Below are 24898 nucleotides of genomic sequence, written 5' to 3'. Positions count from 1 at the left end.
TCGTTTTTATGAATTCCAAGCTTCAAACCCCAATTGACTACTTAAAAGGTGTCGGCCCAAATCGTGCCGATTTACTTAGAAAAGAACTTGGCATACATACCTATCAGGATTTAATTAATCTCTTTCCTAATCGTTATCTAGACCGAACTCAATATTACAAAATCGCTCAATTACAGCGTAACAATGCCGATGTACAAATTATTGGGCGCGTTACCGGACTTAAGGAAGTTTCGCAAGGCAAAGGAAAACGCTTAGTTGCTACATTTCGAGACGACTCTGGAGCGATGGAACTCGTTTGGTTTCGTGGCGCAAAATGGCTTAAAGAAAGTATTAAATTAAATACCGATTATGTGGTGTTTGGAAAAGCTAATGCTTTTGGTACCAACTTTAGCATGCCACATCCGGAAATGGAACTATTAGAAGACCATGAGAAAAACCTGCGTTCGGCCATGCAACCTGTTTACCCATCGACCGAAAAATTATCGAACAAAGGAATTACCAATCGAGTGATGAGTAAAATCATGCAACAGTTATTTTTAGAAACTCATGGTAAATTTGAAGAAACGTTGTCTCGTGATTTATTAACCGAACTAAAATTGGTTTCAAAATCTGAAGCACTTTTTAATGTCCATTTTCCGAAAAACCAAGAGCTCTTAGCACGCTCACAATTCCGATTAAAATTTGAAGAATTATTCTACATTCAGTTGCAATTAATTCTGAAAAATCTAATTCATAAATCGAAAATAAAAGGCTTTCCTTTCGACCAAGTTGGCGAATATTTTAACACCTTCTTTAAACACCATTTACCATTCAATTTAACCAACGCACAGAAACGTGTGATTAAAGAAATTCGTGCCGATTTAGGTAGTAATGCGCAAATGAATCGGCTTTTACAAGGCGATGTGGGTTCGGGGAAGACCATAGTCGCCCTCATGTCAATGTTAATCGCACTTGACAACGGTTTTCAAGCTTGCTTGATGGCGCCTACTGAAATTTTGTCAGTCCAACACTACAACGGATTACATGACCTGTGTAAAGAACTAAATATCAGCATAAAACTACTCACGGGTTCAACTAAAACTTCAGATAGACGAATCATTCATGAAGCCCTCGAAAATGGCGAATTAGACATCTTAATTGGTACGCATGCGCTACTAGAAGATAAGGTGAAATTTAAGAATTTAGGACTTGCTATTATAGACGAACAACACCGTTTTGGAGTTGCACAAAGAAGTAAATTGTGGCATAAAAACCATGTGCCCCCTCACATTTTAGTGATGACGGCAACGCCAATTCCGAGGACTTTAGCCATGTCTGTTTATGGTGATTTAGACATCTCTATAATCGATGAGTTACCACCAGGAAGACAACCCATAAAAACGGTGCATCGTTTCGATTCTAACCGATTAAAAGTATTACGATTTATAAGAGACGAAATAGATAAAGGGCGCCAAGTTTATATAGTTTATCCGCTGATTCAAGAAAGCGAAAACATGGATTATAAAGATTTGATGGATGGCTACGAAAGCATAGCTCGCGATTTCCCTAGTCCGAAATACCAAATCTCAATAGTACACGGAAAAATGAAACCCGCCGATAAAGAGTTTGAAATGCAACGGTTTATAAAAGGAGAAACTCAGATTATGGTTGCCACAACGGTTATTGAAGTGGGGGTAAACGTCCCGAATGCGTCGGTTATGATTATTGAAAGTGCCGAGCGTTTTGGATTATCGCAACTACACCAGTTGCGCGGTCGTGTAGGTCGTGGTGCAGAACAGAGTTTCTGTATTTTAATGACGAGTCATAAACTAAGTAACGATAGCAAGACCCGTTTAGAGACCATGGTAAGAACCAGTGACGGTTTCGAAATTGCCGAAGTCGACTTGCGTTTACGTGGTCCTGGAGACATTATGGGCACGCAACAAAGCGGTATTTTAAACCTTAAAATTGCAGATATCATTAAAGATAACGACATTTTAAAACTCGCTCGTTTTCACGCAAAAAACATTTTAAAAGACGACCCTAGACTTATTAAAGACCAGCATCGTCCTATACTTTTCACCTATCAGCAATTAGCGAAATATAAAAATATTTGGAATTACATTAGTTAAACTATTCGTTTAGTAATTTATCTATAAACGATTTAAAGTCAGACTTATAATCATCATATAAATCTCCTGTAGCAGGTCCATTAAACCCAGTATGTATTTTTCTAACCTTTCCTTTTTTATCGATATAAATCGCCGTTGGATAAGACAACACATGATTCAACATAGGGAGTTTTTCTTGAGCCGATTTTTTATTTGTAGACCCATATTGTGCCAATAAAATAGGATATGTAATACCTAATCTCGATTTTAAACGTTGGATGTTTTCAAAGGCTTTTTCTTTCGTTTTGGCATATTCAAATGCAAGTCCTATAAACGCAATATCATCAGAGTTATTAGCTTTTAAATACTCTACAAAATATTTACTTTCGTCTAAACAATTTGGACACCACGTCCCCATTAACTGCACCACAACCACTTTATTTTTAAATTGCGCATCAGACAAAGACACCATATTTCCAGAAGCATCAGAGAAAGTAAATGCTAAAGCATCGTATCCTGGCTTTAAAAAGGTTAAAGAATCGGCGTCGGCTAATTCAAACATACCATTACGTTTAGCCTTAAACGACTCTTTAAAATGATTCCCCGAATAAAACGTTCCAGTCATTGTACTATCGTTCACATCTGCCGTAAACAAGAACGCATGAGCACCGTCGAAAGCAGATAGCTTCATGGTATTGCCTTCAACACTACCTTCTAAAAAACGATAATCTCCGGTAGTCGTTCTAAATGTTCCCGTAACTCTATCGCCATCCTGCTTAAATATACCTTTGGCTTTATATTTATCATCAGGGCTGTCTGGAGAAAAGGTTGTTTCCCAAATACCGTCGACGTTTACCTCGGCTTTTTTGCTGGTTTCAAATCTATGAGATACGCCATATTCAGCTTTAAATGGCACAGCACGCTTTAATTCATCTATAATAAAGAATCCGTTTAACGATTTTCCCGCTGTGAGTTTCGCTTTTAAATACCCTTCAAACACTGGTAGTTTTATAATTACACTATCGTTTTTAAAAGAAATCTCGTCTACTTTAATTTCTTCTTCGGCATTAAACACGGTAAGCGTACTATCGTTAACCACCTCAAAATTAAAAGGTAAAACCTCAGAATCTTGAGCTTCAATTGTCGCCCTCCACATGCCTTCTTCAAGTTTTTCAGATTCAGGTTGTTTACAATTAAATAGACATATTGCAACACTTAGCAATAAAAAATAACGCATAGAATATAGTTTTAATTAGTATTCGAAGAAACATCAAATTCCTTACAATAAAAAAACATTTTACAATTTTATAGACGTTGAAGTATTACTATCTTTGCGCTTTTAAGAAAACACGCTTTACATGAAGATTTCATACAATTGGTTAAAACAATTTATTAAAACTGACTGGTCTGCAGAGCAAACCGGAGAACTTTTAACCGACCTTGGCCTAGAGGTTGAAGGCATAGACTCGTTTCAATCTGTAAAAGGAGGCCTAGAAGGCATTGTTGTAGGTGAAGTATTAACTTGCATACAGCACCCGAATGCTGATAGATTAAAAATTACAACCGTAAATATTGGCGCAGAAGCTCCTGTACAAATTGTATGTGGTGCACCAAATGTAGATGCTGGACAAAAAGTTCCTGTTGCTACTATTGGCACGACTTTATATACTGAAACCGGTGAAGCTTGGACCATTAAAAAAGGTAAAATTAGAGGCGAAGAAAGTTTTGGAATGATTTGCGCCGAAGATGAACTTGGTCTTGGGAAGTCTCATGATGGTATTATGGTTTTAGATGCCGATTTAAAAGTAGGAACAGCTGTAGCAGATATATTTGATGTTGAAAATGATTTGGTTTTCGAAATTGGATTAACACCAAACCGTGCCGATGCCATGAGTCATTATGGTACAGCACGTGATTTAAGAGCCGGTTTGTTACAAAAAGAAATTCACGCCGAGCTTATTACACCTTCTGTTAGCGCGTTTCATGTGAATAACAGAACATTTCGTGTAGATGTCGATGTACAAAATAAAGAATTAGCGCCACGTTACTGTGGCGTTAGTATTTCTGGAATTAAAGTTGAAGAATCTCCAGAATGGTTAAAAAACCGACTTAAAGCGATTGGTTTAACGCCTAAAAATAATGTTGTAGATGCTACAAACTATGTGCTTCACGATTTAGGACAACCGCTTCACGCTTTCGATTTTAATAAAATTTCTGGTCAGAAAGTGATTGTAAAAACGGTTGAAGCTGGAACGAAATTTACTACTTTAGACGGTATAGAGCGTACCCTACACGAAGATGATTTAATGATTTGTGACGCCGAAAAACCAATGTGCATTGCTGGAGTTTTTGGTGGCGAGCAATCTGGAGTTACAGAAAACACTACTAATATTTTCTTAGAAAGTGCTTACTTTAATCCGGTTAGTGTTAGAAAAACCGCTAAACGTTATGGTTTAAATACAGATGCTTCTTTTAGATTTGAGAGAGGAATAGACCCTAATTTATGCGAGTACGCTTTAAAACGTGCAGCATTACTTATAATTGAAGTTGCAGGTGGTGAAATTTCAAGTGATATTGAAGATTCATACAGCAATAAAATAGAAGATTTCCAAGTTCGTTTAAGTTTTGACAATGCAAAACGTCTTATTGGTGAAGAAATCCCTAAAGATGTTATTAAACGCATTTTAATGTCTTTAGATATCAAGATTAACAATGTTACAGAAACTGGCTTAGGACTTACTATTCCGGCTTACAGAAATGACGTACAACGTGAAGCTGATGTTATTGAAGAAATATTACGTGTTTACGGTTACAACAATGTAAAAACGACTGAAAAATTAAATGCATCTATTTCTAATTCGTCTCGTTTTGAAGATCATAAAGTTCAGAACACCATAGGAAACCAATTGGCTGCACAAGGTTTTTACGAGATCATGGCCAACTCTTTAACATCGCCAGATTATGTTAACTTGAGCGAGCAGTTAAAAGCTGAGCATAACATAAGCATGTTAAACCCTTTAAGTAACGATTTATCTGCATTAAGACAGTCGTTATTGTTTTCAGGTCTAGAAGCTGTATCTCATAACATAAACAGAAGACGTCCGAATTTAAAATTCTTTGAATTTGGAAAAACATATCACCAGTATAGCGAAAACCGTGAAGAATATAAACATTTATCATTGTTTGTAACAGGAAATAAATCTTCTGAAACCTGGAATTCAGCGCCTCAAAAAGGAGATTTCTTCTTTATGAAAGGTATCATCAACACCGTTTTAGAACGTTTAGGTTTAACCAGATATAGAACATCTCCTATTTCTAATGATATTTTTGCTGAAGGCTTACAATTAGGTCTGGGTAAAACAAAATTAGTGGAGTTTGGTTTAGTTAAATCTAGTATTTTAAAACATTTTGATATCTCTCAAGAAGTTTTATTCGCCGATTTTAATTGGGATGCTATTATTGATTTAGTAAAACACAATAAAACGAAATACTCCGAGATTGCTAAGCACCCAGAAGTACGTCGTGATTTTGCTTTACTTCTAGACGATCAAGTAACTTTTGAAGAGATTTATACGATTGCAAAACAAACGGAAAAGCAACTTTTAAAAGAGGTAAACTTGTTTGATGTATACCAAGGTAAAAACTTACCTAACGGCAAAAAGAGCTACGCAGTGAGCTTTATTTTACAAGACGAACAAAAGACTCTTACCGATAAACAAATCGATAAGATCATGTCTAAACTACAATCTAGTTTCGAAAACAAATTAGGTGCTGAGTTAAGATAAACTCTAAATATTCATAAAAAAGCCTGCAATTGCAGGCTTTTTTATGCTCTTAATTTACTTCACATAAATCACCATGAGCAAAAAAAAATCTCAGACTAAAATATAGTCTGAGATTTAAAATAGTTTTATTGTAAATAAAAGGAATCAAATCAATTTCCTTTTTAGCGACCTGAAATGAGTCTTCTATTTATTGATAATAGTTAACTCATCTACAATATGTTTTGCATTAGAGTATTTATCAATTAACCATAACACATATCTAATGTCAACATTTATGGTGCGTTGTAAATCTGAATCGAATATAACATCACCTGCCATAGCTTCAATATTTCCATCGAACGCTAAACCAATTAATTCACCATTTCCATTAACTACTGGCGAACCTGAATTTCCTCCAGTGATATCGTTATCAGTTAAAAAGTTTACAGGAAGCTGTCCGTATTCGTTAGCATAACGTCCAAAATCTTTCTTTTCGTAACTATCAAGCATACTTTGGTCTAAATCGAATTCAGGGTCGTTTGGTTTATATTTATTAATCATACCTTTAAACGTAGTATAATTATTTTCATTAGCATCGTTTCTTGGATCTGCAGGTAAAGCTCTCACCTTTACGTAAGACAAACGTAACGTAGAGTTTGCATCTGGATATTGTATTTCGCTTAAACCAGATTCACGTAAACCTTCTACTAATAATCTAAAAGATGCTTCAAAATCATTTTCTGGCTGTACTAAATTTTCTGGCTGCTCTCTGTATTTACTTAATAATTCACCAGATAAAATATAAAGTGGATCATTCTTTAACTGCGCTTCATCTGGTTGTTTTAAGAATGCTTCTACTTTTTCTTTTGAAGAAAACATACTCTCATCGAAACTAGAATTAATATAAGCTGTAAAATCATTATTAGTCTTAGCTCCTACTGCTGAAACCGTTTTAGGAAGTGGATAATTTGATTTTGTAGCATACAACCCTAATTGTTTAGCAAAGACTTCTTTTTCTAACGGCAAATAGAAATCCTTATAAGAATTATCGATTGAAGCTTGAAGTTTAGGCAATAACTCTTGACGCTTAGCTTCATTTTGAGAAGCATAATACTCTAAGTTCTTCCCTAAACTATATGGTAAAGCCGCAAATTTACTCGTACGCAGTAGCCCAACCAAATAATTTCCTTGCTTTGCTTTTTTATTTGTTAAATCGTAATACGTATTAATGTTTTCTATAACATCTCCGTACTTAGATTTATTTTTCTTCTTATTAGCCCATTTATCAAATTTCTTCTCTGTTTTACGTTTTGTTTCTACAGTTTTATGAGCCGTTAAAGCATCAATCATACCTTGACGGTTTTTCCAATAATTGGCAACACCAGCGTATTTAGAGGCATACATTAAATTTACCTCTTCACTTTGGTCCATATATTTTTTAAACACATCCATACCCAATTTAGAGCTTTCTACCCATGCAGGATATGCATACTTTACGTTTTGTTCTACACCAGATGCAGGCATCCAACGGTTTGTTCGACCTGGATAACCAAGAATCATGGCAAAGTCGTTTTCTTTAACACCGTTTATATTTACAGGTAAGTGGTATTTAGCTTTTAAAGGCACATTTGTTTTAGAATACTCTGCAGGCTCTCCATTATCGTTAGCATACACTCTAAATAATGAAAAATCACCAGTATGTCTTGGCCATTCCCAATTGTCTGTATCTCCACCAAATTTACCTACACTTTCTGGAGGTGTTCCTACAAGTCGAACATCGTTATAGTCTTCGTAAACAAAGTAATAATACTCATTACCTTGATAAAAAGAACGTACCGAAACGGTATATTTTCCGCCTTCATTATTTTCTGCTTCAATTTTAGCTATTTCTTTATTTATTATAGCTTCTCGTTCCTTTTCAGTCATCTCATCATTAACTAATGAAAGAATACGTTTAGACACATCGTCCATACGTACAAAGAAACGCACATATAAACTTTCAGGTTTCATCTCCTCCTCTAAAGAAGCTGCCCAATATCCGTTTTTTAAATGATTTTGTTCTGCTGTAGATAATTCTGCAATGGCACTATATCCACAATGATGATTTGTTAAAACCAAACCACTATCAGAAACAATACTCGCTGTACACCCGCCATTAAACTGTACGATAGCATCTTTTAAACTCTGATTGTTTATACTGTAAATTTCTTCAGGAGTTAATTGCAACCCCATTTTTTGCATATCGCGATAATTTAAGCGCTCTATATGTATTAAAAACCACATCCCTTCATTCGCCATTACCGATGGTAAAGCGATAACGAATGCAATAATTAAAAGTCCAAGTTTCTTCATGTTGTTTTGTTTTGAATAAGGCTATAAAAATAATGAAATTTAAGTTCAGATTATAATAGACAACACTTTTAAAACCGTGATTGGCATTGAATACAAGACTTCTTTTAGAACATAAATACTAAACCAAAACAACAGTTACATAACGTTATACTAAAACAAAAAACAACCTTTAATAACCAAGCGTTGTTAAGCCTGATTTTAAACAAAAAAATCGTCTAAAAACACGTTTTAGACGACCTCTTTTGTCAAAAATTAAAGAATAAAATTAAATTACTTTTACATTTATTGCGTTTAATCCTTTTTTTCCTTCTTTTAATTCAAATTCAACTGAATCTCCTTCTTCGATGCTGTCAATTAAGCCAGATACATGTACAAAGTATTCATTGCTTGAACCCTCTTCTGTAATAAATCCAAATCCTTTAGATTCATTGAAGAATTTTACTGTTCCGTTTTTCACTGTTTTAAAAAAATAATATTAATAATAGTAACAAATTTAAGATTATTAACTACTTAGCAAAATAAATACGCAATTATATTTTTAACTCAAATACAACATAAAACATTGAAAATCTAACTTATAAACATAAAAAAACCCTATCAATAAATTGATAGGGTTTCAAGATCTTAAAAAGTATATATACTACTGAAAGTATTAGATTACTTTTACATTTACTGCGTTTAATCCTTTTTTACCTTCTTGTAAATCGAATTCTACTGCATCTCCTTCGCGAATTTCGTCAATTAATCCAGAGATGTGTACGAAATGTTCTTTGTTTGTGTCGTCTTCAATAATGAATCCAAATCCTTTTGAGTCGTTAAAGAATTTTACTGTTCCTTTGTTCATTGTAATAAATTAAATAATTATAATTACTACAAATGTAGTGTTATAAATTAGATAACCTGCTATAATTTTATTTTATTTTTAATAAATATTCAATTCTTCACTTTACACCCTATTTTTAAAAGATTTGAAAAGATTATTGAAAAGTTCGTATCTTTAAGTATAACTAAATTTTTAAAACTATGGAAGATTCAAATTATATAAGAGTATTTACAGGAAGTTTTATTATCTCCCAGAGAATTGTTCAAGATCTTGAAGCCGCAGGCATTAATGCTATTGTTAAAGACGAGAGTGAATCTGGAAGATTAGCTGGTTTTGGAAGCTCCATTCAGGGTCAACAAGATTTATACGTTAATAAAGACGAGCAACAAGCAGCTGCTAAAATTATTGAAGCAACAGCCTCGGAATTAGACGCATAAAAAAACCCTGACGAATCAGGGTTTTTAAAGTCATATTTTAAATTATAACTTAGACAGCGTACATTTTGTTACGCTGTTCTTTTGTTTTTGGATCAGACATATATTCATCGAACGTTGTATAACGATCAATAATTCCGCTAGGTGTTAATTCAATTACACGGTTTGCAACAGTTTGCGCAAATTCGTGATCATGAGTAGAGAACAATACTGTTCCTTTAAAATTCTTTAACGAGTTGTTAAACGCTGTAATACTTTCTAGGTCTAAATGGTTAGTTGGTTCGTCTAACATTAATACGTTAGCTCTAACCATCATCATTCGGCTTAACATACAACGTACTTTTTCTCCTCCAGATAGTACATTAGATGTTTTTAAAGCTTCTTCCCCACTAAAAATCATCTTTCCTAAGAATCCACGAACAAATACTTCTTCGCGCTCCTCCTCTGTTGTTGCCCATTGGCGTAACCAATCGACTAAGGTTAAATTATTGTCGAAAAACGCACTGTTATCTAAAGGTAAATATGATTGTGATGTAGTAACACCCCAATCGAAAGACCCTGAATCTGCTTGTTCTTTATTATTTAGTATTTGATAAAATGCAGTTGTTGCTCTAGAATCTTTAGAATACACCACCACTTTATCGCCTTTATTAAGGTTTAAGTTGATGTTTTTAAATAAGATATCTCCATCTAGTGAAGCCGATAGATTTTCAACATTCAAAATCTGATCACCTGCTTCTCTATCGCGTTCAAAAATAATAGCAGGATAACGTCTACTTGTACGTCTAATGTCCTCTATATTCAATTTATCAATCATTTTCTTTCTACTAGTTGCTTGTTTACTTTTTGCAACGTTAGCAGAGAAACGACGGATAAACTCTTCTAATTCTTTTTTCTTCTCTTCAGCTTTTTTGTTTTGCTGTGCATGTTGTCTTGCTGCTAATTGAGACGACTCGTACCAGAATGTATAGTTTCCTGAGTAGTGATTAATTTTAGCGAAATCGATATCAGAGATATGTGTACACACGGCATCTAAAAAGTGTCTATCGTGAGATACCACTATTACACAGTTATCGAAGTTTGCAATAAAATGCTCTAACCAACTAATAGTTTCGTAATCCAGGTCGTTGGTAGGCTCATCCATAATTAAGACATCTGGATTTCCAAAAAGTGCTTGTGCCAATAACACACGTACCTTTTGCTTTCCATCTAAATCTTTCATTAAGGTGTAATGATGCTCTTCATTAATCCCTAAGTTAGACAATAATGCCGCAGCATCACTATCGGCATTCCAACCATTCATTTCTTCGAACTGCACTTGAAGCTCACCAATTTTTTCAGCATTTTCATCTGTATAATCGGCATATAAAGCATCTATTTCTGTTTTAATTTTAAACAGTGGCTTGTTCCCGATAATAACGGTTTCTAAAACGGTATGCTCGTCGTATAAGTTGTGGTTTTGCTCTAAAACCGACATGCGTTTTCCAGGCTCTAAATGAACGTGACCCGAAGTTGGTTCTTGCTTACCCGCAATTATATTAAGAAAGGTAGATTTTCCAGCGCCATTAGCACCAATAATTCCGTAGCAATTTCCCTGATTAAAAACTGTACTTACTTCATCGAAAAGCACACGCTTTCCAAACTGAACGGAAAGATTTGAAACTGATAACATATATGTAATTTTAATTTGCTGCAAAAGTAGAAAATTACATCGATTACACGAAAGAAATAATATCTTAATAATATTTAACACCCTATTAACAGCGCAAGTAGGTTACAAGGCATATTTTTGTTTGTCTTAATCTTATTTTCTTATAACTAAGAGCGCCATTTTCTATGAAGCACCTTTACTTAATCATTTTACTTTCAGTATGTTTTACAGCCTGTAAAAAGGATGCTAAACACGGCAACGAATCTTGTGCGTTTCTTGGTGGGGAAATTATAAACCCCAGTAATCGATTTGTTGTAATTACTCAAGACAACAATGTTATTGACACTGTAAACCTAGATCAAGAAAACAGGTTTTTATTTAAAATTAATCCTGTAAACTCAGGTTTATACACCTTTTCACATGGTGGAGAAATACAGATGATTTTTCTTGAACCTAACGACAGCATTATATTCCGATTAAATAATTTAGACTTCGATGAATCGCTTGTTTTTACAGGCCGTGGTGCCAAAGAAAACAACTATTTAATGAAGATGTTTTTACAAAACGAGGAAATTAATCCTGTGATTTTAAGATACAGTCAAGCCTCTCCGAAGGTTTTTAAGCATAAAGTAGATTCTATTAAAGCTGTTTTTCAAGAGGATTTAGACGACTTTACAGCTAAATACAAAACTTCTGAACGTTTTAACCATATTGCACAAGCGAATATAGATTATAATTTTTACGCTCAAAAAGAGCTTTACCCTTTTACATATTACGGTAATAACGAATTAAAAAACTTGCAATCGTTACCAAAGGACTTTTACAATTACCGTGCTAATATTGATTATAACGATGAAGATTTAAAAGATTATTTTCCATACTTCACGTTTTTAAAATATCATTTTAACAACATCGCCCTACAGAAACACTTTAGTCATTCTAACGATAGTATATTCAACAATAAGTCTTTAGATTATAACTTAGATAAAATCCAGTTAATTGACAGTTTAGTTTCAAATGACTCTATAAAAAACTCATTGTTAAACTTTGCTGCTTTAAGATATATAAACTCTTCTAATCGCATTGAAGATTATACGCCATATCTAGAATCTTATTTAGAAAAAAGCACATCTGTAAAGTACAATAACCAAATAGAAAGCTTAATTAAATCTATAAAAAAACTGAGTCCTGGCAACAAGTTACCCAACACTTTAGTACTTAATAATAAGAATGAAGAGCTGTACTTAAGCGATTTTATTAAACGCCCAACAGCGATTTACTTTTGGTCGTTTAGTTTTAAGAAACACTTTTTAGATAGTCACCAAAAGGCTCATGAATTAATGAAGAAATACCCTGAAGTTGATTTTATAGCCATGAATATTGACAAAGGAGAAAACGAATGGATTAATTACTTAAACCAATACCAGTACCCGCTTAAAAACGAGTATCACTTTAAGAATCCAGAACTTTCAAGACAAATGCTTGCTTTAAATTCTATTAACCGTGTTATGCTTTTAAATAAAGATTTAACCATTGTAAATAGTAATACCAATATGTTTTCTAAAGATTTTGAAGAACAGCTTTTAGGTATGATTAATCAATAAAAGACACAGTACAGACATTACATCATCGCATAAAAAAATCCTCAACACAGTGTTGAGGATTTTTTATATCAATATTTATTAGGAATTAATTTCCTTTTTGGTAATCTTCTAAAAATTTAGCTAAACCACTATCTGTAAGTGGGTGTTTTAATAACCCTTCGATAGAACTTAATGGTCCAGTCATAACATCTGCTCCTAATTTAGCACAGTCAATAACATGCATCGTATGACGTACAGATGCTGCTAAGATTTGAGTATCGAAAGCATAATTATCGTATATGTGGCGAATTTCAGCAATAAGGTTTAAACCATCTGTAGAAATATCATCTAAACGACCAATAAAAGGAGATACATATGTTGCTCCAGCTTTCGCAGCTAATAGTGCTTGTCCCGGCGAGAATACTAAAGTTACATTCGTTCTAATTCCTTTTTCAGAAAAATATTTACACGCTTTAATACCATCTTTTATCATTGGTAATTTAACAACAATTTGCTCGTGTAATTCAGCTAAGGCCTCACCTTCTCTTACCATACCTTCGAAATCTGTTGAAATAACTTCTGCACTTACATCACCTTCAACAATATTACAAATGTCTACATAATGCTTTAAAATATTATCGTGCCCAGTAATACCTTCTTTTGCCATTAAGGATGGGTTTGTAGTTACGCCATCAAGAACACCTAACTCTTGTGCTTCTTTAATTTGAGCTAAATTTGCTGTATCAATAAAAAATTTCATTATTCTGTGTTTTATATAATTGTATAATAAGGTGGCTAATTTACAACAATATGTACGCTATTTATGTAATTTTAGCAAAATAACCTTAGTTTTTTACTTAAACGTTTACTCACTAGAGTTTGTAGTGATTTAACAACAATTTTTCGTACATCTTATCTGGTAAAATACGTTTTAGTGCTACTGAAAACTTCTGCATAAACTCCCCTACTTTATAATGTACATTCGGGTTCTTAGTAGAAATAATCTTAAAAATAGCTTCAGCCATAATCTTAGGATCTTTACCAGAATCGACATGAGAATCCATTAATTTCAATGTATTTCCATATGCTGTTTTATAAGGAGAATTCTCGTTAACTGGAGCATGAAAACGTCCAGAAGCAATATTGGTTGCAAAATCTCCAGGAGCCACATTAGTCATTTGTATATTAAAGCTTTTAAGCTCCATTCTATATGCTTCAGTTACCAATTCTAGCGCTCCTTTACTGGCACTATAAATACCTCGATATGGTAAGCCCATGTAACCAGCAATAGATGTTACGTTTATAATTAAACCACTATGTTGCTTGCGCATTTGTGGCAAAACAGCTTTAATAACTTCTAGAGGTCCAAAGAAATTAGTATCGAAATGACTTTTCATCTCTTCTAAAGGAATTTCTTCTAAAGGTCCAGTAATACCTACGCCTGCGTTATTAATTAAAACATCGATACGGTCTTCCTGTTCTAAAAGTGATTGCACACAATCTGAAATGGTAGACACTACTTTTACATCTAATTTTAAAATGGGAAATTTACTTGAAGTGTAACGTTCTGGAGACCTGCTGGTGCCATAAACTTTAAATCCTTTTTCGGTTAAGAACTCTCCAATAGATTTTCCTATTCCTGAGGAACCACCTGTAATTAATACAACTTTAGACATAAAATATTACTCTGTTTAAGTTGACAAAAATACGATTTTAAATGAGGAAAAATGAAGAGAAATTTAGGAAACTATAAGGCATAAAAAAAGGCAAGCTACCTACATCACACCGCTACGACCATTTACCTTTGCTGCGTTCCCGCCCTGGAGGATTCAACAGGAGCTGGTTGTGTAGGACTTGCCGGTGCAAATATACATTCTTTTTATTTTTACGCAATGATTTTTTTAACTGATTTTAAATAAATAAATTGCTTAAAATTAAAATTTACAAATGAAAGCTAGCAACATACTCACTGTCATATTTTTAACAGCTACATTATTTTCTTGCGGAAGTAGTTCTAACGACAAAAAAAGTGATTTTTCTCTGCAAACTAATGCTCCTGGTAACGGAATATCGCTTCATAAGGACTTAAAATTATCTATAAAAAACCCTAAAAACCTTCAAATCGATTCGGTGGCTTATTTTATTAACGACGTTAAGATTTCAGAAAACACCGATTTAAGCACGCATAAACTAGGAAAACAAATTATAACAGCTAAGGTGTATACCAATGGTGAGTCTCAAACCACCACAACTCCCCTACTTATTTTAAACGACGAGAATCCTAAAGTTTATACTTACGAATTACTAAACACTTACCCTCACGACATAACGTCTTATACACAAGGTTTAGAATTTCATAATAATATAATGTATGAAAGTACTGGGCAGTATAAAGAATCGAAACTTAGAAAAATCGATTATGAAACTGGTGAAGTTTTACAAAACGTAAAGTTAGCCGACGAATATTTTGGAGAAGGCTTAACCATTTTAAACGATAAGCTCTATCAGCTTACATGGCAAAAAGGAACTGGTTTTGTGTACGATGTTAATACCTTAGAAAAAAAATCTAGTTTTAAATACAACAATAGTAAAGAAGGTTGGGGAATTTGTAACGATGGCAAAGTATTATATAAGAGTGATGGAACCGAGAAAATTTGGATTCTTGACCCTGAGACTTTAGAAGAAAAAAGTTACATACAAGTGTATACCAATAAAGGAAAAATTGGACGTGTAAACGAATTAGAGTGGATAGATGGTAAAATTTACGCCAATATTTATCAGAAAGATGGTGTGGCAATTATTAATCCTAAAAACGGAGCTGTAGAAGGCGTTATCGATTTTACACCACTTAAAAAGAAAGTAACACAACACCAAGGTCTAGATGTTTTAAACGGTATGGCTTTTAATCACACTACAAAAACCTTATTTGTTACAGGAAAACGTTGGGATAAATTATTTGAAGTAAACGTAAAACTTAAGAAATAATTCATGAAAGAATTTGAACTTAAGGTAACTGTTACACAAGACGACTTAGACGACTTAAACCATGTAAATAATGTGCGTTATGTACAATGGATTCAGGATGTAGCTAAAGGACATTGGCAACAAGCTGCAACTCCAGACATGCAAGAACAATACATTTGGGTCGTGATAGAACACCACATTTATTATAAAGGTGAAGCACTTTTAGGCGACGAATTACGATTAAAAACGTACATTAAAAAATCTGCTGGTGTAAAATCTATTCGTGTGGTTGAATTATATCACGACATAACCGACAAACTTTTGCTTAACGCAGAAACCCATTGGTGTTTAATACATACTAAAACAAAACGTCCAACTCGCATTCCTCAAGATGTGAAAGATATTTTTATATAGTTTACACTACAATTTAACATCAGCTATTTAAAATTTATTTATCGCTTAAAAGTTATATTTTTACCTAAAATCCGCTAGGGAACCAGTTTATTATTATGAAACGTATTTTCTATTTTATTTCATGTTTTTTGTTTTTAATGCTTTGGAGTTCTTGCCGAAAAGATTTCGATTTTTCTACGAGTAATGGTACCCTAACTTTTTCTAAAGACACGGTTTATTTAGATACTGTATTTTCTAATATTGGTTCAAGCACCTATAATCTTAAAGTGTATAATAATAGTAATGAAGATATTTTAATTCCATCTCTTACTTTAGCGCAAGGTGAAGCTTCTAATTACCGCTTAAATGTAGATGGCATGTCGGGTAAAGTGTTCGAAAATGTAGAAATATTAGCTAAAGACAGCATGTATATTTTTATTGAAACCACAATAGATTATAACGATTTTAAAAACCCTGATGCGACTTATTTATATACCGATGAAATTGAATTTACCTCAGGTTCTCATTCACAAAAAGTAGATTTAGTAACCTTAGTAAAAGACGCGGTTTTTATTTACCCAAGTAAAGATGATGATGGTATCGTTGAAACCTTAACGTTAGACATTGATGGGCAAACGGTATCTACCGAAATTCAAGGGCGCTACTTAACTACAGAAGAGTTGAATTTTACAAACGAGAAACCTTATGTAATTTACGGTTATGCCGCTGTACCAAATAATGAAACGCTAACTATAGATGCTGGTTCTCGACTTCACTTTCATGCTAATTCAGGATTATTTGTTGGCGAAGGCGCATCGCTTCAAGTAAACGGAAGTTATAGCACCGACCAAGAAACTTTAGAAAACGAAGTTGTTTTTGAAGGCGACAGATTAGAATCTGATTTTTCGGATGTTCCTGGACAATGGGGAACTATTTGGTTATACGAAAACAGCAAAAATCATACGATTAATTATGCTACAATTAAAAACGCAACGGTAGCCATTTTAAGTGAAGGAAACCCTAACGAGAATAAATTAGTCTTAAATAATACACAAATATACAACAGTAGTAATTTTGGAATTTTAGGAAGAAATACCTCGATTACTGCAGAAAATCTAATTATTAACAACAGTGGACAATCGTCTTTCGCTGCTACCTTTGGTGGTCGTTATAATGTAACACATGCTACAATTGCTAATTATTGGAATAACAGTTACAGACAGTATCCTGCGTTGTTAATTAACAATTATCTGCTTGATGAAGAAGGCACAGCTTTTATAACCGATTTAGCCGAAGCTAACTTTAATAACTGTATTATATACGGAAACGACAATCCGGAGTTTGTTTTAGATGAATTAGAAGATGAGCAAGTTGATTTCAATTTTAAATTCACGAATTGTTTGGTACGATTCCAAAACACTTCAAGCTCAAATTACACTGGAGTAAATTACGATTTCGATGACGTGTCGCATTACGAGAATATGATTTTTAATGAAGACCCAGAGTTTAAAGACGCTAATAATAATCTATTAATTATTGGCGAAAACTCAAAAGCAATTAACCAAGGAAATTCAGATTTTGCAAACCAAGTGCCTGTAGATCTTTTAAACAACAACAGAACAGCATCACCCGATTTAGGTGCCTATCAACATACTATTTTCGAAGAAGAGTAAACAATTATAGTTAAAAATCAGCTATCAAAAACTCATTTCAAAAAATTGCATATTTTCTCATTTAATTTATCCTTATTTTAAAAACTAGACTTGTTAATCAACAAGTAAAATTACAATATAGAATGCTCTCCAATATTTTATATATAATAATTTGGTGGGTATTTTGAAATATCTTTTGTTAATTCACTTTTCAATTCAACCGAGTCAATATTAAAGAACATAAGATTTTCATTTCTCATTAGTCTTTGTATTTCATATTTACCTCTAATATTTAACAGGTTGATTAATAACTTTGATTTAGACGCTTTATCATGATATATAATTATTATTTTTTTTACTTCAGTTTCTAATTTATTCATAAAATCAAAAACTTCATTAATGTAATCTTCGTCAGAATTATCTAAAGAGTGACCAAAAAAGAAAAATTGAAAATTAGAATCTTTTTCTCTTTCAAGATTGGATATAAATTTAAAATCTGTATTACTATTTAATTTTTGATAATATTTTGTAAAGGGTAAAAAATATCTCTTATCTAAATCGGCTTTAGGTATCTCATTAATTCCTAGCACAATTTCATTAGCTTTTGAATTAATTTTCCCATGTAAAAACTCTGTCTTAATGGTACTATCATACACTCTATCAAAAGTAGGTGTATAATTAAATGTATAGTGATTTGTAATTGTAGAAAAAAAAGTTTTATCAACTTTCGTTATTCTGTTTTCATAAAGTGGATAAACAAAAACCTCAAAATATATGTTGAATATTTTTTTAAAACCTTTTAATTCCTTAATTAAGCTTTTAGTTATTTTATTAAGGTCTACATCTATAAAAAAATCATATTTCTTTATAAGATAATTCACATTTAATTTAACATTATAACTTTCATTTTTAGTAATAATGTTAAATTTATTTAAAACTTGTATTATTTCAACATTATTATTAAACAATACAGCTGTGTAAGTAATTCTATCTTCTGGAAGTGATCCTTTAGAGAATATATTCTCCTGCAAATTTTTCACAGATATAAACAAATTTTTTAATACATATTCAATTTTATTTTCAAAGTCAATCCACGTATCTATTTCAAATTCATTTTTAAAAAACTGAAACCACAAATTATTTTGAATTTCAGATTTCAATTCCTTAATTTTCATGCGATTAAAATCAAATTTCCTATAATTATCTCTGATTATTTTATAATTAGAGCTATTACTATAAACAGAATCAAAATCAACAATTTCATTTTCCTCAAGTGAATTTAATATCTTTATAAAATCACAGTAAAATGTGGGTAATCCTAGTCTTAAGTCAAATCCATTTCCAGTAATTAATATCTTCGGCATAGTTTTTTTATAAAATATTTCACAAGTCTAATTCTCAACAAGATAACAACTTAGAATAATACATCTTTTTATTCTAAGTTTTAATTAGGCCAAAAATAAAATTGGACTTAAAAAAACAACCTCATTCTAAAACACCTCACTTGATTATTAAACTTCTTCCCATAGTTCTCTTACAAACACAACATCTTTTTTAATTCTATTAAAAACGTCTTTATGAGCTATGTTAGGTGTTTCACCACGTTCTGCACCTCCTAAATCATATTCAGTATGAATTGAAATTGGTACATTGATATTATGAGTTTTCAAGAGAGTGAAAAAGCGTTTAAAATCTACCATACCTTCTCCTAAAGGTGTATATTCAAAATTCCACTGCCCATTTTTCTTTGTCCATTTGTAATCTTTAATTACTAAAGTATTAATATGAGGGGCAATCAGTTTAAAACCGACTTCCCAGTTTGTACCACCTTCAATACTGGCATGTGTAATATCGTATTGACTTCCTATATATTTCGGATTTAATCCGTTTAAACCACTATGTAAATCCCAAATCGCGGAACCAAAAAACTGACCTGGAAGGTTTATATAACTACCACTTATTTCAAACTTTTTATTCAATGTTTCTAAAGCAGCAAAGTATGTTTTAGCATCTTCAACAACTTGTAATACTGTTTTATCATCGGTATAAGTAAGTAAATCTGGTCTATAATTTGTGTAGCCTAACGCACTAGCAACTTCCAAGACTTTTAAATCGACTGGATTAGTAGCGTCTTTAACATTAGAACAAATCATATTCGGCTTCAGACCGAAGACTTTCATAGCCTCGGTAACTTTTGGAAGATCCTCCTCTACACGTTCTGGCAAAACATGTCCGTTTGGTCTTAGCGTTAAATCTATTCCATCAAATCCCATTTCAGCCACAGCTTCACTCATGCTATTATAATCTAAAAACTTTAAATGCTTAGAAAATATAGACAGGTTTAAACCTTTAGTTTCTGTGTCATCTGCTTGACTAATTTTTGAAATTGATGTTGACGATTCGTTATTTGATGCTTTCATAAGACACGACTTTTATCACTTTTAATTTAATAAGAAACTATAACACAGCGTTGTACTTTCTTATCGATTAGAGATACTAAATTAAGCATTTTTCAGAAATAATATGGTGTGTAATATACTTTAGAAAGTGTTATTCTGTGAAGTAGAGTTTCTAAACGTGATTTAAAAGTTTTAAAAATTATAATCGGAAAAATTTGTCCGTTTAATAAAATTTAGAAAACATTATTCAATTTTAATTATTGCTACCAATGGTATTACTACACTGCAACTAAATCGCAATACCAAAACCCAGAAGGTTTACTTTGCTTATTTGGTGCTGGATATTCTCGATAGGTTTTCTCGCCTACTTCAAAATCTATAGGTGTTTTAAATAAAGGGCCATCGAAACAAAATGTATGAAATTCTCCATTTTCGCCACAAAAATCAACCTCTTCGGGTAAATCATCAATAACTTCTTGAGTTAAAACAGTCCCTACAAAATCTGATTCAAAATAATTTGCATCGGCACACACTACAATGGCTTTAAAGCCTAAATCTAAAAATCGCTTTATTAACTTTTTGGTATCCTGTTTCCAAATCGGGAAAACTCCTGTTAAACCCACTTCTAACAATTGCATTTCTCTATAGAACTTTAAATCTTCTAGAAAAATATCACCAAAAGCTGCATGAGAGTACGATTCGGCTTTTAATTGATTCGTTGCCGAAAGCATAATGGCATTATAATCGTCCATATCTGGATGTTCAGGCAATTCTATATACTGAATAGGTAAACCAATGGCTGCTACCTGTTTATTCAGTAACTCTACTCGTAAACCGTGCATAGACACACGATTGAAATGAGAATTTATTGTGGTTACTAATTTATCTACAGAATAGGTTTTGTCTTGTAATAATAGAAATAAGGCTAAAGCAGAATCTTTTCCTGTACTCCAATTAAAATATGTTTTTTTCATTTTAAAAATTTAATCCACGTACATCGCATTTGGCAACGGCTGAAGTGATTTGCTATCGCTTAAAACCTCTAACGGAGTGCTTTCAGAAGTATATGTCTTTCTAGCGGTTCCTGAAATATCTGATAATGCTGCGGCTAATAAAGGTTCATTTACATCACCCAAAACGCCTAAATTTCCATAATCTTCACTAATCTGAATATCTGGAGTTAATCCGTTGAAATAATCTGTGTATCCATCCGCGTTAAGCGATTTAAAAATTAAAGGCTGCATGGCATAGGTATGTGTTGGGTTGACTTCAGATTTACTGTATGTAGGTGAATCGTATACCGTACGCGAGGCCTGATATTTACCCACAGTTACGCCACCAACCTGAACAACATTTATATAAGGTGTTAATCCGTTAATAATAAGTTCGCTCGCAGATGCTGTACTACCTGTTGTTATAACATATACTTTATTTAAATTTAAATGATTTATTGTTTCACTAAACGTAACCGAATTAGACGAATTTCGTTTTTCCATAACATCTACAAACGGATTTAATAAATCCTCTGGGCTATTGTTTTCAAAATAAGATTGCCAATCACTATTCCACTGCTCTTTTACAAACACGTCACCTGTAAATTGCCCTGTTACCATAGATGCTAACCAAGTTGCTGTACTAACAGAACCACCCGGGTTATATCTAAAATCTAGAATTAAATCTGATATACCTTCATTTTTAAATGTGCCAAAAACTGCATTCAATTCCGAATCGAAAGCATCTGTACCTGTAAAACCATTATACATTAAATAGCCTACTTTTTGTCCGTTTACTTGTAAAATTTCCTGATCATAAATTGGATTCTCAGTATATGCCGATTTCACCAAATTAATGGTTTCATCTCTACTTTCTACAGTATCATCATCTTTAGTTTCTGTACCTTGGTTATTATAAGAGGCCATACCAATTGTATAACTAGAACCACTCATTAAACCAATATTAGTATCTGTTTCAGAATTGTAATATAATAATTCGCCATCTACACGATTAAAAATAGCTCCGCGTTTTAGTCCTTTAAATTCAGCATCGGTGCCTGGTAACACATAACGAACATATCCAAAAACAGCTGTGTTATCTGATCGTAAACGCACTAAACCATATTCCATACCATGTGTAGAAGATTCGCCACTAAATTGCTGTTCTAAAGCAATATAATCGTCGGTAATCCAACTAAAACGATCTTCGGTATCTGTATTATATAGCAGACTATAAAATAAATCTTCTGGCTTAGAATAATCACTTAGGTAGTTTTGGTATTCCGTTTCTGATAAAAATCTTGCATCCGATAAATTAGGGACTTCATCTTTATATAAGTAGAATGTATTCATCCCTTTCCAAACAAAATCATTAATATCTGTAGTCGTTACAGGATAATCGTCTAAGTCTTTTGCACAATCTGTAAAGCACAATAACAGGGCGAATAGAAACAGTATCGTTTTAAAATGTTGCATATATAATCTGGGTATAATTGCTAAATTTACTTGAATTAATATCAGTTTAAAAATATTTTGTAACAAAATATAAAACGGCTCGTCGTAATAACAACTAACAACCAATAGACAAAAAACCGACAAAAAAAAAGATGACCCAGTCAGAGTTTTTAAATACCGTACTGCCTTTTAAAGATAAAGTATATCGTTTAGCTAAACGTTTACTTGTGTCTAGCGAAGAAGCCGAAGATGCTACGCAAGAAGTATTAATTAAACTATGGTCTAAAAAAAATCAAATGGAATCGTATAAAAATGTTGAAGCATTTTCTATGACCATGACAAAAAACTTATGTTTCGATAAATTAAAATCGAAACAAGCTCAAAATTTAAAAATTGTACATACTAATTATGAAGATCATAACACAAGCCTACAAAAACAAGTAGAAGTTACCGATAGTTTAGATTGGGTTGCAAAAATAATTGAAACCTTACCCGAACAACAGCGCATGATTATACAATTAAGAGATATTGAACAATACGATTTAGATGAAATTTCTAAAATGCTAGATATGAAAAATACAGCAGTTAGAGTTGCGTTATCTAGAGCACGAAAAACAATACGAGAACAATTAACTAATACACATAATTATGGTATTAAATAATATAGAAGAATTACTTGAAAAGTACGAAAACGGAGAAACCACTTTGCAAGAAGAGGCTCAATTAAAAGCATACTTTTCGCAAGAACATATTGCACCACATTTAGAACTGTACAGACCTTTATTTGCATATTTTAAAGCGAATAAAACAGAAACTTATACCAAAGAGATTCCTTTAAAGTCTAAGAAAACACCAATTTATTCGTGGTTAAGTGTTGCTGCCATCGCTATTTTAATGTTAGGTTTTTATTTTAATTCAACACAAATTATAACCTCTAACGAAGACGATTTAGGCACCATACAAGATCCAGAATTGGCGTATAACGAAGTGGTAAAATCTTTAGAACTAATTTCTAAATCTTTAAATAAAGGCGCATCAACAGTTAGCTATTTAAAATCGTATAATAAAGGCATAGCTACTGTTGGCTATATTGCCGAATTGGAGCAATCCTCGAACATTATTTTCAAAAACACTAAATAAAAAATTATGAAAAATATTAAAAACAAAAATTCCAAAACTATGACAAAACGTATAATGCTATTCGCTTTAGCCCTTGTATTGCTTCCTGCAAGTATGATGGCACAATCTATTTTCGATAAGTATAGCGAAAATCCCAATGTTACTTATGTAAACATTAAACCTAAGATGTTTCAAATGTTAGCCAAACTTGATATTAGTACCGATGATGCAGAATCTCAGGCCTATTTAGATATGGTAAATAGTATTACAAGTTTTAAAACTATTATTACAGACGACAAAGCTATTGCTGCAGATATTTCGACGTGGATGACGTCTAAAAAAGGAGGTTTAGACGAACTTATGGAAGTTAAAGACGATGGTAAGGAAGTGAAATTTTATGTAAAAGAAGGAAAAGATGCCGACCACGTTAAGGAACTATTAATTTTTGTTAACGGTATTTCTGATCTTACAAAAGAAGCCAACATTGAAATTAATGGTAAAAACCGTGAAATAGAAACTGTAGTTGCACTTTTAACTGGTGATATCAATCTAAATGAAATTGCTAAGCTTACTAGTAAAATGAATATTCCAGGAGGCGAACATTTAAAGAATAATAACTAATTTTTTAGCTCGTAGAACGCTGTAAACACATAGACATCATGACATCTTATAAATATATTATTGCTATTACTTTTTGCTTCGGATTATTACTTACAAGTTGCAAATCTGAACCCACATTACAAACCTATATTGTAGACAACCAAGAGTCGCCAAATTTCACAACTGTAGATTTACCACTTTCTGTTTTAAATTTAGATGAATCGAAGCTAAATGAAGAACAAAAGGCAACGTATAACTCTATTAAACGTTTAAACTTTTTAGGTTATAAAAAGGATGCTACGCAAGCTGAAGCTTATAACTCTGAGAAAGAAAAAATAGAACACATTCTTAATGATGAGTCGTATAACGAATTAATGGAAATAAATAACCATGGTGGAAAATTCACTCTGAAATATTTAGGAGACGATGAAAATTCTATAGACGAATTAATTGTATATGGTAATGCAAAAGATACCGGTTTTGGAGTATTACGTGTATTAGGTAACGACATGAATCCTTCGCATATAATGTCGTTAGCAAAAGTTATAGAAGAAGGCGATATCGATATGTCTCAAATAAAAAATGCTGTTAGTTTCTTTAATGAATAGAAATTTATTACCTAAATAA

22 protein-coding genes and 1 other RNA gene are annotated in these 24898 nt (G+C 32.6%); 11 read left to right on the top strand and 12 right to left on the bottom strand.

Annotation, left to right across the window (positions count from 1 at the left end; translation table 11 throughout):
* Nucleotides 1-8: 8 nt before the first annotated feature.
* Nucleotides 9-2111 (top strand): ATP-dependent DNA helicase RecG, encoded by a 2103-nt coding sequence (recG, locus tag BN863_RS05670; RefSeq protein ID WP_038528390.1) that lies wholly within the window; start codon nucleotides 9-11, stop codon nucleotides 2109-2111.
* Between the two features lies 1 nt (nucleotide 2112).
* Here recG and BN863_RS05665 read toward each other — a convergent pair whose 3' ends face one another.
* Entirely contained in the window at nucleotides 2113-3327 is a 1215-nt protein-coding gene (locus BN863_RS05665) for a peroxiredoxin family protein (RefSeq protein WP_038528387.1), read from the bottom strand.
* A 121-nt stretch (nucleotides 3328-3448) separates the two neighbouring features.
* Between BN863_RS05665 and pheT the strand changes: the two genes are divergently transcribed.
* Nucleotides 3449-5875 carry a phenylalanine--tRNA ligase subunit beta gene (gene pheT / locus BN863_RS05660; RefSeq protein WP_038528386.1) on the top strand — a complete coding sequence of 809 codons (2427 nt, stop codon included), beginning with the start codon at nucleotides 3449-3451 and terminating at the stop codon, nucleotides 5873-5875.
* A gap of 183 nt (nucleotides 5876-6058) precedes the next feature.
* Here pheT and BN863_RS05655 read toward each other — a convergent pair whose 3' ends face one another.
* The 3 genes from BN863_RS05655 to BN863_RS05645 all read right to left on the bottom strand — a co-directional run bounded on the left by BN863_RS05655 (nucleotide 6059) and on the right by BN863_RS05645 (nucleotide 9050).
* Nucleotides 6059-8206 (bottom strand): S46 family peptidase, encoded by a 2148-nt coding sequence (locus BN863_RS05655; RefSeq protein WP_038528385.1) that lies wholly within the window; start codon nucleotides 8204-8206, stop codon nucleotides 6059-6061.
* A gap of 265 nt (nucleotides 8207-8471) precedes the next feature.
* Entirely contained in the window at nucleotides 8472-8663 is a 192-nt protein-coding gene (locus tag BN863_RS05650; RefSeq protein ID WP_038528383.1) for a cold-shock protein, read from the bottom strand.
* Between the two features lie 195 nt (nucleotides 8664-8858).
* Entirely contained in the window at nucleotides 8859-9050 is a 192-nt protein-coding gene (locus BN863_RS05645; RefSeq protein ID WP_038528380.1) for a cold-shock protein, read from the bottom strand.
* A 179-nt stretch (nucleotides 9051-9229) separates the two neighbouring features.
* On the opposite strand from BN863_RS05645, the gene BN863_RS05640 reads away from it, so the two are divergent.
* The gene (locus BN863_RS05640) at nucleotides 9230-9466 is read left to right on the top strand and encodes a putative signal transducing protein (RefSeq protein WP_038528377.1); all 237 of its coding nucleotides are present in this window, start codon (nucleotides 9230-9232) and stop codon (nucleotides 9464-9466) included.
* A gap of 49 nt (nucleotides 9467-9515) precedes the next feature.
* Here the strand turns inward: BN863_RS05640 and BN863_RS05635 are convergent, their stop codons facing one another.
* Nucleotides 9516-11135 carry an ABC-F family ATP-binding cassette domain-containing protein gene (locus tag BN863_RS05635; protein WP_038528374.1) on the bottom strand — a complete coding sequence of 540 codons (1620 nt, stop codon included), beginning with the start codon at nucleotides 11133-11135 and terminating at the stop codon, nucleotides 9516-9518.
* A 164-nt stretch (nucleotides 11136-11299) separates the two neighbouring features.
* On the opposite strand from BN863_RS05635, the gene BN863_RS05630 reads away from it, so the two are divergent.
* Nucleotides 11300-12718, top strand: coding sequence for a TlpA family protein disulfide reductase (locus BN863_RS05630; protein ID WP_051774557.1), 1419 nt, complete (start codon nucleotides 11300-11302; stop codon nucleotides 12716-12718).
* Nucleotides 12719-12803: 85 nt separating this feature from the next.
* On the opposite strand, the gene fsa is transcribed toward BN863_RS05630, so the two are convergent.
* From fsa to ffs, 3 genes are all read right to left on the bottom strand, one after another.
* Nucleotides 12804-13457 carry a fructose-6-phosphate aldolase gene (fsa, locus tag BN863_RS05625; RefSeq protein ID WP_038528372.1) on the bottom strand — a complete coding sequence of 218 codons (654 nt, stop codon included), beginning with the start codon at nucleotides 13455-13457 and terminating at the stop codon, nucleotides 12804-12806.
* A 112-nt stretch (nucleotides 13458-13569) separates the two neighbouring features.
* Nucleotides 13570-14373, bottom strand: a complete 804-nt coding sequence (locus BN863_RS05620; RefSeq protein ID WP_038528369.1) for an SDR family oxidoreductase — start codon at nucleotides 14371-14373, stop codon at nucleotides 13570-13572.
* 85 nt (nucleotides 14374-14458) lie between these two features.
* Nucleotides 14459-14557: signal recognition particle sRNA small type (gene ffs, locus BN863_RS18230), an RNA gene on the bottom strand.
* Between the two features lie 87 nt (nucleotides 14558-14644).
* Between ffs and BN863_RS05615 the strand changes: the two genes are divergently transcribed.
* The 3 genes from BN863_RS05615 (at nucleotide 14645) to BN863_RS05605 (ending at nucleotide 17727) form a co-directional block, all read left to right on the top strand.
* Nucleotides 14645-15682, top strand: a complete 1038-nt coding sequence (locus tag BN863_RS05615) for a glutaminyl-peptide cyclotransferase (protein ID WP_038528366.1) — start codon at nucleotides 14645-14647, stop codon at nucleotides 15680-15682.
* A gap of 3 nt (nucleotides 15683-15685) precedes the next feature.
* Nucleotides 15686-16075, top strand: coding sequence for an acyl-CoA thioesterase (locus tag BN863_RS05610; protein ID WP_038528363.1), 390 nt, complete (start codon nucleotides 15686-15688; stop codon nucleotides 16073-16075).
* 95 nt (nucleotides 16076-16170) lie between these two features.
* Nucleotides 16171-17727: a hypothetical protein gene (locus tag BN863_RS05605; RefSeq protein WP_038528360.1), complete on the top strand. Its 1557-nt coding sequence runs from the start codon at nucleotides 16171-16173 to the stop codon at nucleotides 17725-17727.
* 137 nt (nucleotides 17728-17864) lie between these two features.
* Here BN863_RS05605 and BN863_RS05600 read toward each other — a convergent pair whose 3' ends face one another.
* From BN863_RS05600 to BN863_RS05585, 4 genes are all read right to left on the bottom strand, one after another.
* Nucleotides 17865-19070 carry an AbiH family protein gene (locus tag BN863_RS05600; protein ID WP_038528357.1) on the bottom strand — a complete coding sequence of 402 codons (1206 nt, stop codon included), beginning with the start codon at nucleotides 19068-19070 and terminating at the stop codon, nucleotides 17865-17867.
* 147 nt (nucleotides 19071-19217) lie between these two features.
* Nucleotides 19218-20126 carry a sugar phosphate isomerase/epimerase family protein gene (locus BN863_RS05595; protein WP_051774555.1) on the bottom strand — a complete coding sequence of 303 codons (909 nt, stop codon included), beginning with the start codon at nucleotides 20124-20126 and terminating at the stop codon, nucleotides 19218-19220.
* A gap of 257 nt (nucleotides 20127-20383) precedes the next feature.
* Nucleotides 20384-21079, bottom strand: coding sequence for a Dph6-related ATP pyrophosphatase (locus BN863_RS05590; protein WP_038528354.1), 696 nt, complete (start codon nucleotides 21077-21079; stop codon nucleotides 20384-20386).
* A 9-nt stretch (nucleotides 21080-21088) separates the two neighbouring features.
* On the bottom strand, nucleotides 21089-22573 hold the full coding sequence (locus tag BN863_RS05585; protein ID WP_038528351.1) for a S41 family peptidase: 1485 nt from the start codon (nucleotides 22571-22573) through the stop codon (nucleotides 21089-21091).
* Nucleotides 22574-22704: 131 nt separating this feature from the next.
* On the opposite strand from BN863_RS05585, the gene BN863_RS05580 reads away from it, so the two are divergent.
* From BN863_RS05580 to BN863_RS05565, 4 genes are read left to right on the top strand one after another with little or no spacing between them, the layout of a single operon-like run.
* On the top strand, nucleotides 22705-23214 hold the full coding sequence (locus tag BN863_RS05580) for an RNA polymerase sigma factor (protein ID WP_038528348.1): 510 nt from the start codon (nucleotides 22705-22707) through the stop codon (nucleotides 23212-23214).
* Entirely contained in the window at nucleotides 23201-23692 is a 492-nt protein-coding gene (locus BN863_RS05575) for a hypothetical protein (RefSeq protein WP_038528345.1), read from the top strand. Before BN863_RS05580 ends, BN863_RS05575 begins: the two co-directional genes overlap by 14 nt.
* A 39-nt stretch (nucleotides 23693-23731) precedes the next feature.
* Nucleotides 23732-24292, top strand: coding sequence for a DUF4252 domain-containing protein (locus tag BN863_RS05570; RefSeq protein WP_038533234.1), 561 nt, complete (start codon nucleotides 23732-23734; stop codon nucleotides 24290-24292).
* Nucleotides 24293-24330: 38 nt separating this feature from the next.
* Complete coding sequence (locus BN863_RS05565) at nucleotides 24331-24879, top strand: DUF4252 domain-containing protein (protein ID WP_051774553.1); 549 nt, start codon at nucleotides 24331-24333, stop codon at nucleotides 24877-24879.
* Nucleotides 24880-24898 lie beyond the last annotated feature (19 nt).

The sequence above is a fragment of the Formosa agariphila KMM 3901 genome (assembly GCF_000723205.1).
Taxonomy (GTDB): Bacteria; Bacteroidota; Bacteroidia; order Flavobacteriales; family Flavobacteriaceae; genus Formosa; species Formosa agariphila.
The sequence above is the reverse complement of the archived record's forward strand: the minus strand, read 5'-3'. Positions and strand labels throughout refer to the sequence as shown.